The following is a 14235-nucleotide window of genomic DNA, read 5'->3' as shown; positions in this document are numbered from 1 at the left end:
GCCGACGGCGGTGAAGATCTTCAACTGGATCGCGACGATGTGGCAGGGCTCGATGACCTTCGAGACGCCGATGCTGTTCTCCGTCGGCTTCATCTTCGTGTTCACCATGGGCGGCTTCACCGGCCTGATCCTGGCGATGGCCCCGATCGACATCCAGCTGCAGGACACCTACTACGTGGTGGCCCACTTCCACTACGTGCTGGTGGCCGGTTCGCTGTTCTCGATGTTCGCCGCGTTCTACTACTGGGCACCCAAGTGGACCGGCGTGATGTACAGCGAGAGCCGCGGCAAGATCCACTTTTGGTGGTCGCTGATCTCCTTCAACGTCACCTTCTTCCCGATGCACTTCCTGGGTCTGGCCGGCATGCCGCGCCGCTACGCCGACTACCCGATGCAGTTCGCCGACTTCAACGCGATCGCCTCAGTCGGTGCGTTCTTCTTCGGTATCGCGCAGGTCTACTTCTTCCTGTTCATCGTCGTGCCCTGCATGCGGGGCCAGGGTGCCAAGGCGCCGCAGCGTCCGTGGGAAGCGGCCGAAGGCCTCGAGTGGGAAGTGCCGTCGCCGGCACCGTTCCATACCTTCGAGAACCCCCCGAAGCTCGACGCCACCGCGACCCGCGTGGTCGGCTGAGCACCGGACGGACCCTGCACGCCATGGCCACACCCGAGCAGAAGAAGCACAACCGCCGCCTGGGCCTGATCCTGGCGTCGATCGCGGTCGTCTTTTTTCTGGGCTTCATGACCAAGATGGTCCTGCTGTCCCGCTGAACCGGAAGCCTGCACCCCATGCGACTGCGCAGCGACAACGCGAAGATGCTCGGCAAGCTGGCCATCGTGGCCGGCGGCATGTTCGCGTTCGGCTACGCGCTGGTGCCGCTGTACAACGCGATCTGCGAGATGACCGGCATCAACGTGCTGGCGCTCACCGAACGACAGGTGCCGGGCAACGGCACGGCCGGTCGCGACGTCAAGCTGCCGTCCAACAGCCAGGTCGACCGCAGCCGCACGATCACGGTGGAGTTCGACGCCAATGCGCGGGGGCCCTGGCAGTTCAAGCCGGCGCAGCGCTCGGTGCAGGTGCATCCGGGCGAGCTGACGACGGTGATGTACGAGTTCCAGAACGTGCAGGACCGCCGCATGGCCGCGCAGGCCATCCCGAGCTATGCGCCGCAACAGGCCGCACCGCACTTCAACAAGCTGGAATGCTTCTGCTTCAACCAGTACACGCTGGAGCCGGGCGAGAAGAAGCAGTGGCCGGTTGCCTTCGTGATCGACCCCAAGCTGTCGAAGGACGTCACCACCATCACGCTGTCCTATACCTTCTTCGAGGTGGGCGGCAAGACACCGCCGGCACCGGCGACCGCGAGCGCGGCACCGCAGCTGGTCGGTGCGGGAGTGGGCTCGTGACCAGCGCACCGCCCTCCCGGCCGGCAGGGTCGTGGCTGCGCACGGTGCGCGCCGTCGCGTGGTCGTTCATCGGCCTGCGCAAGTCCAGCGAGTTCGCGCAGGACGTGAAGCTGAATCCCCTGCACATCGTTTTCGTGGGCATCGCCGCCGCACTGCTGTTCGTGCTGGCGCTGATCGCCCTGGTCCACTGGATCGTCTGACCGACGGCCCGGAACCGCCCCATTTTTGAGAGAAGAGCCGAGAGTTCAGGAGCAGACATGAGCACCACCCACACCGGCGGCACGCCGTACTATTTCGTCCCCGCGGAGTCGCGCCATCCCGTCATGGCGGCCGCCGGCCTGTTCTTCGTGATTCTCGGCGCAGGCCAGTGGATCAACGGCCACGGCTGGGGCATGTACTCGCTGTTCTTCGGCCTGCTCTGGTGGGGCTTCGTGCTGTTCCAGTGGTTCCGCGATGCGGTCGCGGAAAGCGAAGGCGGCCTCTACGGCTACAAGATCGACTTGTCCTACCGCTGGAGCATGGCCTGGTTCATCTTCTCGGAAGTGATGTTCTTCGGCGCGTTCTTCACCGCGCTGTGGTGGGCCCGCTCGCATGCGGTACCGGCGCTCGGCAGCCTCGACAACGCGCTGCTGTGGCCCGACTTCAAGGCCGTCTGGCCCAGCGTGGCCGCGGGTGCAACGGCTTCGCCCGCCGGCATCGTCGAGCCGTTCACGACGGTCGGTCCGTTCTGGCTGCCGACGATCAACACCGCGCTGCTGCTCACCTCGGGCGTGACGCTCACCATCGCCCACCATGCGCTGCGCGAGAACCACCGCGGCAAGGCGGTCAGCTACATGTGGGCGACCGTCGTGCTGGGCATCGTGTTCCTGTGCGTGCAAGGCTACGAGTACTACCACCTGTACACCGACCTGAACTTGAAGATGTCCTCGGGCGTGTACGGTTCGACCTTTTTCATGCTGACCGGCTTCCACGGCTTCCACGTGTTCGTCGGCATGCTCATGCTGTTCTTCGTGACGCTGCGCCTGCAGAAGGGCCATTTCACCCCGGAGCGCCATTTTGGCTTCGAGGGTGCGGCCTGGTACTGGCACTTCGTGGACGTGGTGTGGCTCGGCCTCTACGTGCTGGTCTACTGGCTCTGATCCACCCGCCCAGCAAAAAGGCGCCGCGAGGCGCCTTTTGTTTTGCCGGTACCGTAAGTCCGATCCATGGAGCCGCAACGGGCCGGACTCAGCGGCCGAGCGGCAGGCCGGTCGGGCGGACGTAGCCGAGTTTCCAGGCAATCAGGATGCAGACGAAAAGCAGTATCGAGAAGCCGACCCGGAACGCGAGCGCACGCGCCATGTTGCTGCTCTTGGGCTTGCCGTTGCGGCCATCGCGCATCATGAAGAACAGGGCGGAGGACAGGCTTGCCAGGATGGCCAGGAAGGCGAGAGCAACAAGGACTTTCATGCCGGGAATTATCGGATGAGCGACACATCGCTGCAGAGGCCGCCACGCGACGCGCGCCGGTGGCTGGTCGCGGCCGCCGCAATCGTCGGCATCGCGGCCACGCTGTCGCTCGGCCGCTGGCAGCTCGGCCGGGCGGGCGAGAAGATCGCGATCCAGGATGCGATCGCTGAGCAGGAAGCCCTGCCGCCGCTGAATGCGGCCGCCTTGCAGCCGGTGCGTACGGCTGCCGACGCGGCCACGGCCGCCCGGCTGGTGCACCGCCGCATCGTGCTGCAGGGGCGCTGGCAGGCCGACCGGACGGTGTACCTCGACAACCGCCAGATGGACGGACGCCCCGGCTTCTTCGTGCTGACGCCGCTGGTGATCGCGCCGGATAGCGCGGTCCTGGTACAGCGGGGGTGGATCCCGCGCGACTTCCTGGACCGCACCCGCCTGGCGGTGATCGCCACGCCCGACGGGCCGGTGACGGTGCAGGGCCGGATCGCTGCGCCACCGTCGCAGCTCTACGACTTCGGCACGTCCCGCGGTCCTGCCGAGGGGTCTTCCGCGATCCGGCAGAATCTCGACCTGCCGGCCTTCCGGCGCGAGACCGGCCTGCCGCTCGCGGCGCTCACGGTGCTGCAGACCGGTGAAGCCTCCGAAGGACTGCAGCGCCGCTGGCCCGCCATCGCCAGCGGGGTCGAAAAACACTACGGCTATGCCGTCCAATGGTTCGGGCTCGCCGCCCTCATCGCAATCCTCTATGTCTGGTTCCAATTCATCCGACGCCCCGCTGCCGCGCGCCGGGACGACCGCTCCTGACGCGGCCGACCATCCGCTCGGCCTGACGGTGCATTCGATGCCGGAGCCGGGCGCTGCCGAAGCGCAGGTCGAACAGCGGCGCACCTCGCGCGGCCGCCTGAAGATGCTCGCGGTGATGCTGGTCTGCGCGGCGCCGGTCATCGCCTCCTACTTCACCTACTACGTGATCCGCCCGGAAGGCCGGCGGGTCTACGGCGAGCTGATCGCGTCACAGCCGCCGCTGCCGGCAGTGCAGGCCACGGGGCTCGACGGCACGCCGCGCCCGCTCGACGCCCTGCGCGGCCAGTGGCTGCTGGTCAGTGTCGCCGGCGGCGCTTGCGACGCGCAGTGCGAACAGCACCTCTACCTGCAACGCCAGCTGCGCGAGAGCCTGGGCCGCGAGAAGGACCGGCTCGACTGGGTGTGGCTGGTGGACGATGCGGCCCCCGTGCCCGAGAAGCTGCAGCAGGGCGTCCGCGCCGCGACGGTGCTGCGGGTGCCGGGCCCGGCGCTCGCCGCCTGGCTGCAGCCTGCGCCCGGCCACGCGCTGTCGGACCATCTGTACGTGGTCGATCCGCAGGGGCACTGGATGATGCGTTTCCCTGCGAACATGGACCGCGAAGCGGCCGTCAAGGCCAAGCGCGACCTAGACCGGCTGCTGCGTGCCGCCGCGTCGTGGGACGAGGCGGGCCGCTGAGGCGGCAACCCGACGACGACTCACCGCCATGGACACCACCCCCCTCTACGACCTGTCCCCGATCGCCCGGCTGATGCTGTTGGGCGTCGTGGTCGCGCTCGGCCCGCTCATCTGGATATGGATGCGCAACCGCGATGCGACGCCGCTGCGCCGGCTGCAGGCGCTCACGGTGCTCACGCTGTTCCTGACCTTCGACCTGGTGCTGTTCGGAGCCTTCACCCGTCTGACGGATTCGGGCCTCGGCTGCCCCGACTGGCCCGGCTGTTACGGCAAGGCGAGCCCGGTCGGTGCCCATGCCGAAATCACCGCCGCGCAGAACGCGATGCCGACCGGGCCGGTCACCCACGGCAAGGCCTGGGTCGAGATGTTGCACCGCTACCTGGCGACCGGTGTCGGCGTGCTGGTCGTCACGATCGCCGTCGTGAGCTGGCTGGAATGGTGGCGGCTGCGCCGGGCCGGCGCACGGGGAGAGGCCGCCGTCGTGCATCCCGCATGGCCGCTGCTGACGCTCTTCTGGGTCTGCCTGCAAGGCGCGTTCGGCGCCTGGACGGTGACGATGAAGCTCTTCCCCGCGATCGTGGTGGCGCACCTCGTCGGCGGCATCGTGCTGCTGGTCCTGCTGTGCGTGCTGGCGGTGCGCTACACCCGCGCGTTCAACGGACGGCCGCAGGTGCCGCTGCGACCGGTGCTGCGGGCGGGCGTCTGGCTGGTGTTCGCGCTGGTCGGCGGGCAGGTGCTGCTGGGCGGCTGGGTCAGCACCAACTATGCGGTGCTCGCCTGCACGCAGTTCCCGCAGTGCCAGGGCAGCTGGTGGCCGGCGATGGATTTCCGCCAAGGCTTCGAGCTGTGGCGGCCGCTCGGTCTGCTGCGCGACGGCAGCAACATCAGCTTCGCTGCACTCACCGCGATCCACTACGTCCACCGGCTGTTCGCCTACGTCGTCTTCGTCGCGCTGGGGCTGCTGGCCTGGCGGCTCTGGCGGGTGGCGGGCCTCGCGCGGGCTGCACGCTGGATCGCGTTCCTCGCGTTCTGGCAGTTCGCCACCGGGTTGTCGAACGTGGTGCTCGGCTGGCCTCTGGTCGCCGCGGTGTCGCACACCGGCGGCGCTGCCGCGCTGGTGGTCGCGCTTGCCTGGGTGCTGGCATCGAGCCGCCGCGATGCCGCCGCCGGGCTTGCGCCGGCGCCGAACCGCCTGTCCGAATCGTCTTCCTCCGTATGACCGTTGCCGCTTCCCCGTCGCCGAATGCCGCGCCCTCGCGGGTCCGGCAGTTCCATGCGCTCACCAAACCCCGGGTGGTGCAGCTGATCGTCTTCTGCGCGCTGATCGGCATGGTGCTGGCCGTGCCCGGTCTGCCGTCGTGGCCGGAGGTGCGCCTGGCCCTGGTCGCCTGCGCCGGCATCTGGCTGGTGGCGGGTGCGGCCGCGGCCTTCAACTGCCTGGTGGAAAAGGGCATCGACGCCCGCATGCGCCGCACCGCGTGGCGGCCGACGGCCCGCGGCGAACTGGGCGACCGCCAGACGCTGCTGTTCTCGGCGCTGCTCTGCGCCGTCGGCTCGGCGATCCTGTATGTCTGGGTGAATCCGCTGACGATGTGGCTCACCTTCGCCACCTTCGTCGGCTACGCGGTGATCTATACCGTGATCCTGAAGCCGCTGACCCCGCAGAACATCGTGATCGGCGGCGCGTCGGGCGCGATGCCACCGGTGCTCGGCTGGGCCGCCATGACCAACGACGTAGGCCCCGAGGCGCTGATCCTGTTCCTGATCATCTTCCTCTGGACGCCGCCGCACTTTTGGGCGCTGGCGCTCTACCGGGTCGAGGACTACCGCAAGTCCGGCCTGCCGATGCTGCCGGTCACCCACGGCAACGAGTTCACCCGGCTGCAGGTGCTGCTCTACACGATCATCCTGTTCGCCGGCTGCCTGATGCCGTTCATCTACGGCATGAGCTCCTGGCTGTACTTGGCCGCGGCCGTGGTGCTCGGCCTCGGCTTCTGCGGCTACGCCTTTCGGCTGTGGCGCGACTATTCCGACGCGCTGGCGCGCCGGACCTTCCGTTTTTCGCTGATTCACCTGAGCGTGCTGTTCGCTGCGCTGCTGCTGGACCACTACCTGATGTAGCCGCGGCGGCCGCGCCCTGGCGGCGGCCGTCCCACCACCGAACCTGCCCGGAACTCCCATGCGCACCCGTGAAGTCCTGAAGACCCTGGCCCTACTGCCGCTCGCAACGCTCGCCGCCTGCAAGCCTTCCACACCCGAAGCGAAGTTCAACGCGGTGGACATCACCGGCGCCGACTATGCCCGCGACTTCGCGCTGCCCGACCCGAGCGGCAAGGTGCGCACGCTGGCGGACTTCCGCGGCAAGGTGGTGGTGGTGTTCTTCGGCTTCACCCAGTGCCCCGACGTCTGCCCGACGACGATGGCCGAACTCGCCGAAATCAAGCGCCAGCTCGGCAAGGACGGCGAGCGGCTGCAGGCGGTGTTCATCACGGTGGACCCGGAGCGCGACACGCCGGAGATCCTGAAGGCCTACATGTCGAACTTCGATCCGTCCTTCGTCGCGCTGCGGCCCTCGCTGGATCAGCTCGCCGCGGTCGCGAAGGACTACAAGGTCTACTACAAGAAGGTCGAGGGCAAGACCGCCGGCAGCTACACGATGGACCATTCGGCCGGCAGCTACCTCTACGATCCGCAGGGCCGTCTACGCCTGTACAGCCGCTACGGCAGCGGTGCCGCAGGGCTGAAGGCGGACATCGAGACGCTCCTGAAATCGTAGCGGCTTGCGCAGGCCCCGCCTGCGCAAACGCCCGATTTTGATCCGAAAAGCGGCTTACTCTGCCTTGATGCCGCGCTGCGCGATCACCGCGCCCAGCGTGGCGGTGTCGGCCTGGATGCGGTTGGCCAGCCCTTCCGACGAGGTGCCGACCGCCTGCCAGCCCTGCTGGAACAGCTTGCTGCGGATGTCCGGCGACCGCACGATCTCCGAGAACAGCGTGGACAGCCGGGCCACCAGCGGCGCCGGCATCGACCGGGGCGCCGCCACCGCGTTCCAGATCTCCAGGTTGAAGTTCTGCACGCCGGCCTCGGCCAGGCTCGGGATCTCGGGCACCAGGGTGCTCCGGCCGGCGGCGGTCACGCCGATCGCGCGCAGCTTTCCGGCCTTGGCCTGCGCCGACGCCAGCGCCGGCGGAAGCAGCGCCAGCTGCAGCTGGCCGCCGATCATCGCGTTGGCGACCTGCGGATAGCCGGGGTAGGGCACGTGCACCGGGTCGATCCGGGTCCGGCTCTTGAGCAGTTCCATGCCGATATGCCCGACCGTGCCGACGCCCGGCGTGCCGTAGCTCCAGGCGGTGCCGGCGGCGCGCGCTTGGTCCAGGAAGGCGCGCGCGTCGGCACCGGGCGCGCCGGCCGGGGCGGTCAGCACCAGCGGCGAAACGCCGATCAGGCTGATCGGCGCGAAATCCTTCAGCGGGTCGTACGGCACCTTCGGGTTGATCAGCCGGGCGATCGTCATGTTGCCGTTGATCATCAGACCGATGGTGTGGTCGTCGGTCGCCTTGGCCACGAAGTCGGCAGCGATGTTGCCGCCCGCACCGACCTTGTTGTCCACGATCACCGGCTGGCCCAGAGCCTTGGACAGCGGCTCCGCCAGCGTGCGGGCGGTGATGTCGGGCGACGATCCGGCCGGGAAGCCGACCACGATGTGCACCGGTCTGGCCGGCCAGCCGGTCGTCGCGGCGATCGGTTGTTGCGCGAGGGCGGTACCGCCGGTGGCGAGCAGCAGGACGGTGGCGAGGAGGGCGCGGCGCAGCGGCGCGGGAGAAGGCATGGCGGCTCCGAATGAGGGGCTGAAAATCGATCGCCGAGTGTGCACTAAACGCAACGCCCATGAAAAAAGGGCCGCACCTGCGTGCAGCCCTTTTGGATGGCGGTCGCTTCGCCCGCTTCAAGCGTAGTCGGCCAGCGCCTTCTTCATCTTCTTCATCGCGGCCGATTCGATCTGCCGGATGCGTTCGGCGCTTACCTTGTACTCGGCTGCCAGTTCGTGCAGCGTCATGCCGCCCGAGCCGTCGTCGTTCACCTGCAGCCAGCGCTGCTCGACGATGCGGCGGCTGCGGTCGTCCAGCGTCTCCAGCGCGCTGGCGATGCCGTCGGAGGCCAGCCGGTCGCGCTGGCGCGATTCGATCATCGCGGTCGGCTCGTGCGCGGCATCGGCCAGGTACGCGATCGGGCCGAACGCCTGCTCGCCGTCGTCCGACGGGGCCGGGTCTAGCAGCACGTCGCCGCCGGACATCCGGGTCTCCATCTCGCGCACGTCTTCCTGCTTCACATTGAGGCGCTCGGCGACGGTGTCGACCTGCGCGGCGCTCAGCGTGTCGCGGTGGGTCGCTTCGTCGTCCGCGGCTGCATCGGCCTTGAAAGACTGCTTCATCGACCGCAGGTTGAAGAACAGCTTGCGCTGGGACTTGGTGGTGGCCACCTTCACCATGCGCCAGTTCTTCAGGATGTACTCGTGGATCTCGGCCTTGATCCAGTGCATGGCGTAGCTTACCAGCCGCACGCCCTGCGACGGATCGAAGCGGCGCACCGCCTTCATCAGGCCGACGTTGCCTTCCTGGATCAGGTCGCCGTGCGGCAGCCCGTAGCCGAGGTACTGGCGGGAGATGGACACCACCAGGCGCAGGTGCGACAGCACCAGCCGGCCGGCGGCATCGAGGTCGTTGTGGTCGCGCAGCCGCTTGGCTGCTTCCTGCTCCTCGTCGAGCGTCAGCAGCGGCAGGCGGTTGATGGCGGAAATGTAGGCGTCGAGGTTGCCCAGCGGGGGCACGAGCGCCCAGGGGTTGGACGCGGCGACGGCGGTGGCATTTCCAGTATGAAGGTTCATTCCAGAAGTCCTTTGGTCAATGTCAATCATGTTAGCACTCGGTTTGAGCGAGTGCTAAGTTACAAGTTCCCGGGGTACTACTATCGGGCCGATAGCCTGCGACTGCGGCTGGCATGACGGAGGCGGCTCCGCGGCGGATCAGCGTTATGAGGGAGTTAGGTTATGACGCAGCCCTGGCCGCGACCCGTCGCCAACCGGCAGTCCCGCTGTCGGACGGCGCGGACGCCTTAGCCGAGCAGGGCCTGCGCGAATTCGCGGGCGTCGAAGGTTTCCAGGTCTTCCAGCGTCTCGCCCACCCCCACGAAGTAGACCGGCACCGGCCGTTCCTGCGCGATCGCCGCCAGCACGCCGCCCTTTGCGGTGCCGTCGAGCTTCGTGACGATCAGGCCGGTCAGCTGCAGCGCGTCGTCAAACGCCTTGACCTGAGCCAGCGCGTTCTGGCCGGTGTTGCCGTCGATGACGAGCAGGACTTCGTGCGGTGCGGTGCCGTCCGCCTTCTGGATGACCCGTTTGATCTTCTGGAGTTCCTGCATCAGGTGCAGCTGCGTCGGCAGGCGGCCGGCGGTGTCGACCAGCACCACGTCCCGGCCGCGCGCTTTGCCGGCGGACACGGCATCGAAGCTCACCGCCGCCGGGTCGCCGCCCTGCTGGCCGACGATCTCGACGGTGTTGCGGTCGGCCCAGACGCCCAGCTGCTCCCGCGCCGCAGCCCGGAAGGTGTCGGCCGCGGCCAGCAGCACGCTGGCGCCCTCGTGCGCCAGATGCTTGGTCAGCTTGCCGATCGAGGTGGTCTTGCCGGCGCCGTTGACGCCCGCGACCATGATGACCGTCGGCACCTGCTTGCCGATGACCAGCGGCTTCTCCAGCGGCGCGAGCAGCGCGGCGATCGCGTCGGCGAGCAGCGCCTTGACGGCCGCCGGCTCGGTGGCCTTGGCCTCCTTCACGCGCCGCTTCAGGTCGTCCAGCAGATGCTGGGTCGCCTTGACGCCGGTGTCGGCCATCAGCAGCGCATCCTCCAGCTCCTCGTACAGCGCGTCGTCGATCCGGGTGCCGGTGAAGACGGTGGTGATGCTGCTGCCGGTCTTGCGCAGCCCGGTGCGCAGCCGGTCGAGCCAGCCGCTGCGTGCGGCGGGCTTGGGGGTGGGAGCGAGATCGGCGGCGGGCGGCGGCGCCGGAAGGGCAACGGACGCCGGAGAGGGCGATGTGGGTGCCGGCCGCTCGGGCGGAATCACAGCGTCGGGTGCGGTGACCGGCGCACCGTCGGCCGGCTCCGTCTCGGCCTGCCCGAAACCGAACTGCGACTTGAGCCAGCCCATGGCGGACACGGGAGCCGGCACCTGTGTCGGGACCGGTGCGGTCGCCGGTGCCGGGGTGGAGGGCGGTGCCGAGACGGCCGGCGGCAGCGTGTCCTCGACCGCGTCGGGCAGGGGTGCCGCGGCGGGCGGACTGTCGGGGACGGGCGCTTTTTTCTTGAAGAAACTGAACATTGGGGCCGTTCTTAGAATCATCCATTCTATGAAACGCGACCTCGTCTTCTGCGGCCTGCTGGCCGCTGTGCTGCAGGCCGGTGCCCAGTCGCCCGGCCCCACCATGCCGACCGGGCCTGCCGCGCCCGCACCCGGTGCCGCCTTCGATGCTGGGCCTGCCGCCGGTCCGGCGGTGCAGCAGTTCACGCTGGCCAACGGCATGACGCTGCTGGTCAAGCCCGACCGCCGTGCGCCGACCGCGGTCCAGATGGTCTGGCTGCGCGTCGGCTCGATGGACGAGGTCGATGGCACCTCCGGCATCGCCCACATGCTGGAGCACATGATGTTCAAGGGCACGCCCACGGTGCCGGTCGGCGAGTTCTCCCGCCGCGTGGCGGCACTCGGCGGCCGGGACAACGCCTTCACCAACCGCGACTACACCGGCTACTACCAGCAGGTGCCGTCGTCGGCGCTGCGCGAGGTGATGCGGCTGGAGTCCGACCGCTTCGCCCACAACCGGTGGGCCGATGCCGAATTCCTGAAGGAACGCGAGGTGGTCACCGAGGAGCGCCGCCTGCGGATCGAGGACAACTCGCGCGCCCGCCTGAATGAGGCGCTGAACGCGCAGGTCTGGCAGGCCTCCCCCTACCGCCGGCCGGTGATCGGCTGGGCGAGCGACATTGCCGCCTACACGCCCGACGACGCCCGCGCCTTCTACCAGCGCTGGTACGTGCCGGCCAACGCCGCGGTGGTGATCGCCGGCGACGTGGACGTCGCCCAGGTCCGCCGCTGGGCGGAGGAGACCTACGGCCGCATCCCGGCCGGTGCGGTGCCGGTGCGCAAGCCGCGCGAGGAGCCGCCGCAGGCGGGCCTGCGGCGCTTCGACTTCCAGGCGCCGGCCGAGCAGGCCTATGTCGTGCTGGCCTTCAAGGCCCCGCGCCTCGTGTCCGTCGATGCGGCATCGCCGGAGGCGGACGACGCGCTCGCCCTCACCATGCTCGCGGCAGTGCTCGACGGCTACGACGGCGCGCGCCTCGGCCGTGCGCTGACGCAGGGCGACAACCGGGTCGCCGACAGCGTGGATGCCTCGCACGGCCTGGCCTCCCGCGGACCGGCGCTGTTCCGGCTGTCCGGCGTGCCGGCGCGCGGTCGCACCGCCGCGGAATTGGAGGCCGCCTTGCGTGCGCAGGTTGCGCGTGTTGCCGCCGAAGGCGTCGGCGAGGCCGAGCTGCGGCGCGTCAAGACCCAGTGGCGTGCCGGCGAGGTGTTCCAGCGCGATTCCGTCTTCGCGCAAGCGCAGGAGCTCGGCAGCAACTGGGTGCTGGGCTTCCCGCCCGATGCCGACGGACGCATCCTGGAACGGCTGGAACGCGTCACCGCCGCGCAGGTGCAGTCGGTGGCCCAGCGCTATTTCGGCGACGGCCAGCTCACCGTCGGCACCCTGGTGCCGCAGCCGGTCGACCGCAGCGCCCCGCCGCGCAGCACGCCCGCCGCCACCGGCCCGGCCGGCGCGGTCCACTGAGGTGACTTCGATGCTCATGACTATGAAAAAGATAGCTGCTCGCGCAGGTACGGCGGGCGCTATGGCGCTTTTTGCATCGATGACAGCCCATGCGGCCCTGCCGATCCAGCACTGGACGCAGCCGAGCGGCGCCCAGGTCTATTTCGTCGCCAGCCCGACGGTGCCGATCGTCGACGTGCAGATCGACTTCGATGCCGGCAGCCGGCGCGACCCGGCCGGGCAGGCCGGCCTGGCGTCCGTCACCGCCCGCATGGCCGGCAAGGGCGTGAAGGCCCATGGCACCGAGCCGGCCCTGGACGAGAACGGTCTCGACGACGCCTGGGCCGACCTGGGCGCGCAGTTCGGCGGCAGCGCCGGCCAGGACCGGACCAGCTTCGGCCTGCGTTCGCTGGCGGACCCGGCACTGCTGGACCGCGCGGCACGGCTGGCGGCCCGGCAGATCGGCGAACCCGCCTTTCCCGATGCGGTCTGGCAGCGCGAACGCCAGCGCCTGACCGCCGCACTGCGCGAGGCCGAGACGCGTCCCGGCACGCCCGCCGCCCGTGCCTATGCCCAGGCCGTTTTCGGCAGCCACCCGTACGGCCAGCAGACCACCGAAGCCACGCTGTCGGCGATCTCGGTCGCCGACCTGCAGCGGCTGCAGGCGCAGCTGTGGCGGCCGTGCGCGGCCAAGGTCAGCATCGTCGGCGCGCTCGACCGCGCCCGGGCCGACGCGCTGGCCATCACGCTGCTGTCGCGGCTGCCGGCCGGCGCCTGCGCAGCATTGCCGCCGGTCGCCGAGGTGGCGCCGCTCGCCGCGCCGCAGGACATCCGCATCCCGTTCGCCTCGGCGCAGGCGCATGTCTACCTCGGCCAGCCGGGCGTGCGGCGCGCCGACCCGGACTACTTCCCGCTGATCGTCGGCAACTACATCCTGGGCGGTGGCGGATTCGTTTCGCGCCTCACCGAGCAGGTGCGCGAGAAACGCGGGCTGACCTACGGCGTCTCCAGCGGATTCGATCCTGGCCTGCATGCGGGCGCCTTCACCATCGCGCTGCAGACCCGGCCGGACCAGGCGGCGCAGGCCGTCGCGGTGTCGAAGGAGGTGCTCGAACGCTTCGTCGCTGACGGACCGACCGCCGCCGAGCTGAAGGCAGCGCAGGACAACCTGATCGGCGGCTTCCCGCTGCGGCTCGACAGCAACGCGAAGCTGCTCGGCAACGTTGCCAACATCGCCTGGAACGGACTGCCGCTCGACTACCTCGACACCTGGACCGACCAAGTCCGGAAAGTCACGGCAGCCGACATCCGCGCGGCGTTCCAGCGCCATCTGCTGCCCGACCGCATGGTCACCGTGGTTGTCGGAGGCGCGCCATGACGCGCCGTCCGCCCGCTGCCGCGTCGGCTCCGGCGACGCGCCCGAAGAAGCCGCACGGCGGCGCGGGGGAGGTCCGCATCGTCGGCGGCCAGTGGAAACGCACCCGCCTGCCGGTGCCTGACATCGTCGGCCTGCGGCCCACGCCCGACCGGGTGCGCGAAACCCTGTTCAACTGGCTCGGCCAGGACCTGGACGGCTGGCAGTGCCTGGACGCCTTCGCCGGCACCGGCGCGCTGGGCTTCGAAGCGGCCTCGCGCGGTGCGGTGGCCGTCGTGCTGTGCGAACAGGACAGTGCGCTGATCGCCAACCTGCGCACGCTGCGGGAACGGCTGCGGGCCGACACGGTCGAGGTCCGGCGTGGCGACGGCGTGGTCGCACTGCGGCAGGCCGCGCCCGGATCGCTCGATCTGGTGCTGCTCGACCCGCCGTTCGGATCGGCGCTGTTCGCACCGGCGCTGGACGCGGCTGCCGCGGCGATCCGGCCGGAAGGCTACGTCTACCTCGAGGCGCCGGTGGCCTGGACCGACGAGGCGCTGGCCGCGCACCGGCTGGTGCCGTTCCGCCATCTGCGCGCCGGCGCGGTGCATGCGCATCTGCTGCGCCGGATGCCGTAGCGCTGCCGCGGTCTGCCGGCACCGTTCGATGCTGCCGATCAAAAAGCGGCCGGCATAA

17 protein-coding genes are annotated in these 14235 nt (G+C 69.5%); 13 read left to right on the top strand and 4 right to left on the bottom strand.

The features are described 5' to 3' along the window. From QZ500_RS18675 to QZ500_RS18655, 5 genes are all read left to right on the top strand, one after another. Positions 1-631: cbb3-type cytochrome c oxidase subunit I (locus QZ500_RS18675; protein WP_295857457.1), on the top strand; the 631-nt coding region annotated here is incomplete at its 5' end. 23 nt (positions 632-654) lie between these two features. Further along, complete coding sequence (locus QZ500_RS18670) at positions 655-768, top strand: cytochrome oxidase small assembly protein (RefSeq protein WP_295857455.1); 114 nt, start codon at positions 655-657, stop codon at positions 766-768. 18 nt (positions 769-786) lie between these two features. After that, entirely contained in the window at positions 787-1407 is a 621-nt protein-coding gene (locus QZ500_RS18665) for a cytochrome c oxidase assembly protein (RefSeq protein ID WP_295857453.1), read from the top strand. Then, positions 1404-1607 (top strand): DUF2970 domain-containing protein, encoded by a 204-nt coding sequence (locus tag QZ500_RS18660; RefSeq protein WP_295857452.1) that lies wholly within the window; start codon positions 1404-1406, stop codon positions 1605-1607. Before QZ500_RS18665 ends, QZ500_RS18660 begins: the two co-directional genes overlap by 4 nt. A gap of 57 nt (positions 1608-1664) precedes the next feature. Continuing rightward, positions 1665-2546, top strand: coding sequence for a cytochrome c oxidase subunit 3 (locus tag QZ500_RS18655; protein WP_295857451.1), 882 nt, complete (start codon positions 1665-1667; stop codon positions 2544-2546). A gap of 88 nt (positions 2547-2634) precedes the next feature. Here the strand turns inward: QZ500_RS18655 and QZ500_RS18650 are convergent, their stop codons facing one another. Then, positions 2635-2856 (bottom strand): twin transmembrane helix small protein, encoded by a 222-nt coding sequence (locus QZ500_RS18650; RefSeq protein WP_295857450.1) that lies wholly within the window; start codon positions 2854-2856, stop codon positions 2635-2637. Positions 2857-2871: 15 nt separating this feature from the next. On the opposite strand from QZ500_RS18650, the gene QZ500_RS18645 reads away from it, so the two are divergent. Genes QZ500_RS18645 through QZ500_RS18625 form a run of 5 tightly spaced genes read left to right on the top strand, consistent with a single transcriptional unit; the run spans position 2872 to position 7109 of the window. Continuing rightward, positions 2872-3657: an SURF1 family protein gene (locus QZ500_RS18645; RefSeq protein WP_295857449.1), complete on the top strand. Its 786-nt coding sequence runs from the start codon at positions 2872-2874 to the stop codon at positions 3655-3657. Next, complete coding sequence (locus tag QZ500_RS18640) at positions 3599-4333, top strand: hypothetical protein (RefSeq protein WP_295857448.1); 735 nt, start codon at positions 3599-3601, stop codon at positions 4331-4333. Before QZ500_RS18645 ends, QZ500_RS18640 begins: the two co-directional genes overlap by 59 nt. 28 nt (positions 4334-4361) lie before the next feature. Then, entirely contained in the window at positions 4362-5552 is a 1191-nt protein-coding gene (locus QZ500_RS18635; RefSeq protein ID WP_295857446.1) for a heme A synthase, read from the top strand. Further along, positions 5549-6454 carry a heme o synthase gene (cyoE, locus tag QZ500_RS18630; RefSeq protein ID WP_295857445.1) on the top strand — a complete coding sequence of 302 codons (906 nt, stop codon included), beginning with the start codon at positions 5549-5551 and terminating at the stop codon, positions 6452-6454. Before QZ500_RS18635 ends, cyoE begins: the two co-directional genes overlap by 4 nt. 58 nt (positions 6455-6512) lie before the next feature. Further along, a complete protein-coding gene (locus QZ500_RS18625) occupies positions 6513-7109 on the top strand; it encodes an SCO family protein (protein ID WP_295857442.1) in 597 nt (198 codons plus the stop codon). A gap of 54 nt (positions 7110-7163) precedes the next feature. Here QZ500_RS18625 and QZ500_RS18620 read toward each other — a convergent pair whose 3' ends face one another. The 3 genes from QZ500_RS18620 to ftsY all read right to left on the bottom strand — a co-directional run bounded on the left by QZ500_RS18620 (position 7164) and on the right by ftsY (position 10705). Beyond that, positions 7164-8162, bottom strand: a complete 999-nt coding sequence (locus QZ500_RS18620; RefSeq protein WP_295857440.1) for a tripartite tricarboxylate transporter substrate-binding protein — start codon at positions 8160-8162, stop codon at positions 7164-7166. A gap of 117 nt (positions 8163-8279) precedes the next feature. Next, on the bottom strand, positions 8280-9218 hold the full coding sequence (gene rpoH / locus QZ500_RS18615; RefSeq protein ID WP_295857438.1) for an RNA polymerase sigma factor RpoH: 939 nt from the start codon (positions 9216-9218) through the stop codon (positions 8280-8282). Positions 9219-9445: 227 nt separating this feature from the next. Beyond that, a complete protein-coding gene (gene ftsY / locus QZ500_RS18610; protein ID WP_295857436.1) occupies positions 9446-10705 on the bottom strand; it encodes a signal recognition particle-docking protein FtsY in 1260 nt (419 codons plus the stop codon). A 28-nt stretch (positions 10706-10733) separates the two neighbouring features. Here ftsY and QZ500_RS18605 point away from each other — a divergent pair, with 28 nt between their 5' ends. The 3 genes from QZ500_RS18605 to rsmD all read left to right on the top strand — a co-directional run bounded on the left by QZ500_RS18605 (position 10734) and on the right by rsmD (position 14177). Beyond that, the gene (locus tag QZ500_RS18605; RefSeq protein WP_295857434.1) at positions 10734-12206 is read left to right on the top strand and encodes a pitrilysin family protein; all 1473 of its coding nucleotides are present in this window, start codon (positions 10734-10736) and stop codon (positions 12204-12206) included. A 61-nt stretch (positions 12207-12267) separates the two neighbouring features. Beyond that, positions 12268-13563 carry a pitrilysin family protein gene (locus QZ500_RS18600; RefSeq protein ID WP_295857432.1) on the top strand — a complete coding sequence of 432 codons (1296 nt, stop codon included), beginning with the start codon at positions 12268-12270 and terminating at the stop codon, positions 13561-13563. Further along, positions 13560-14177, top strand: a complete 618-nt coding sequence (gene rsmD, locus QZ500_RS18595) for a 16S rRNA (guanine(966)-N(2))-methyltransferase RsmD (protein ID WP_295857431.1) — start codon at positions 13560-13562, stop codon at positions 14175-14177. Before QZ500_RS18600 ends, rsmD begins: the two co-directional genes overlap by 4 nt. Positions 14178-14235 lie beyond the last annotated feature (58 nt).

This window comes from uncultured Xylophilus sp., assembly GCA_913776965.1.
Lineage (GTDB): Bacteria > Pseudomonadota > Gammaproteobacteria > Burkholderiales > Burkholderiaceae_C > Xylophilus.
This window is presented reverse-complemented; position numbering and strand designations above follow the sequence as displayed.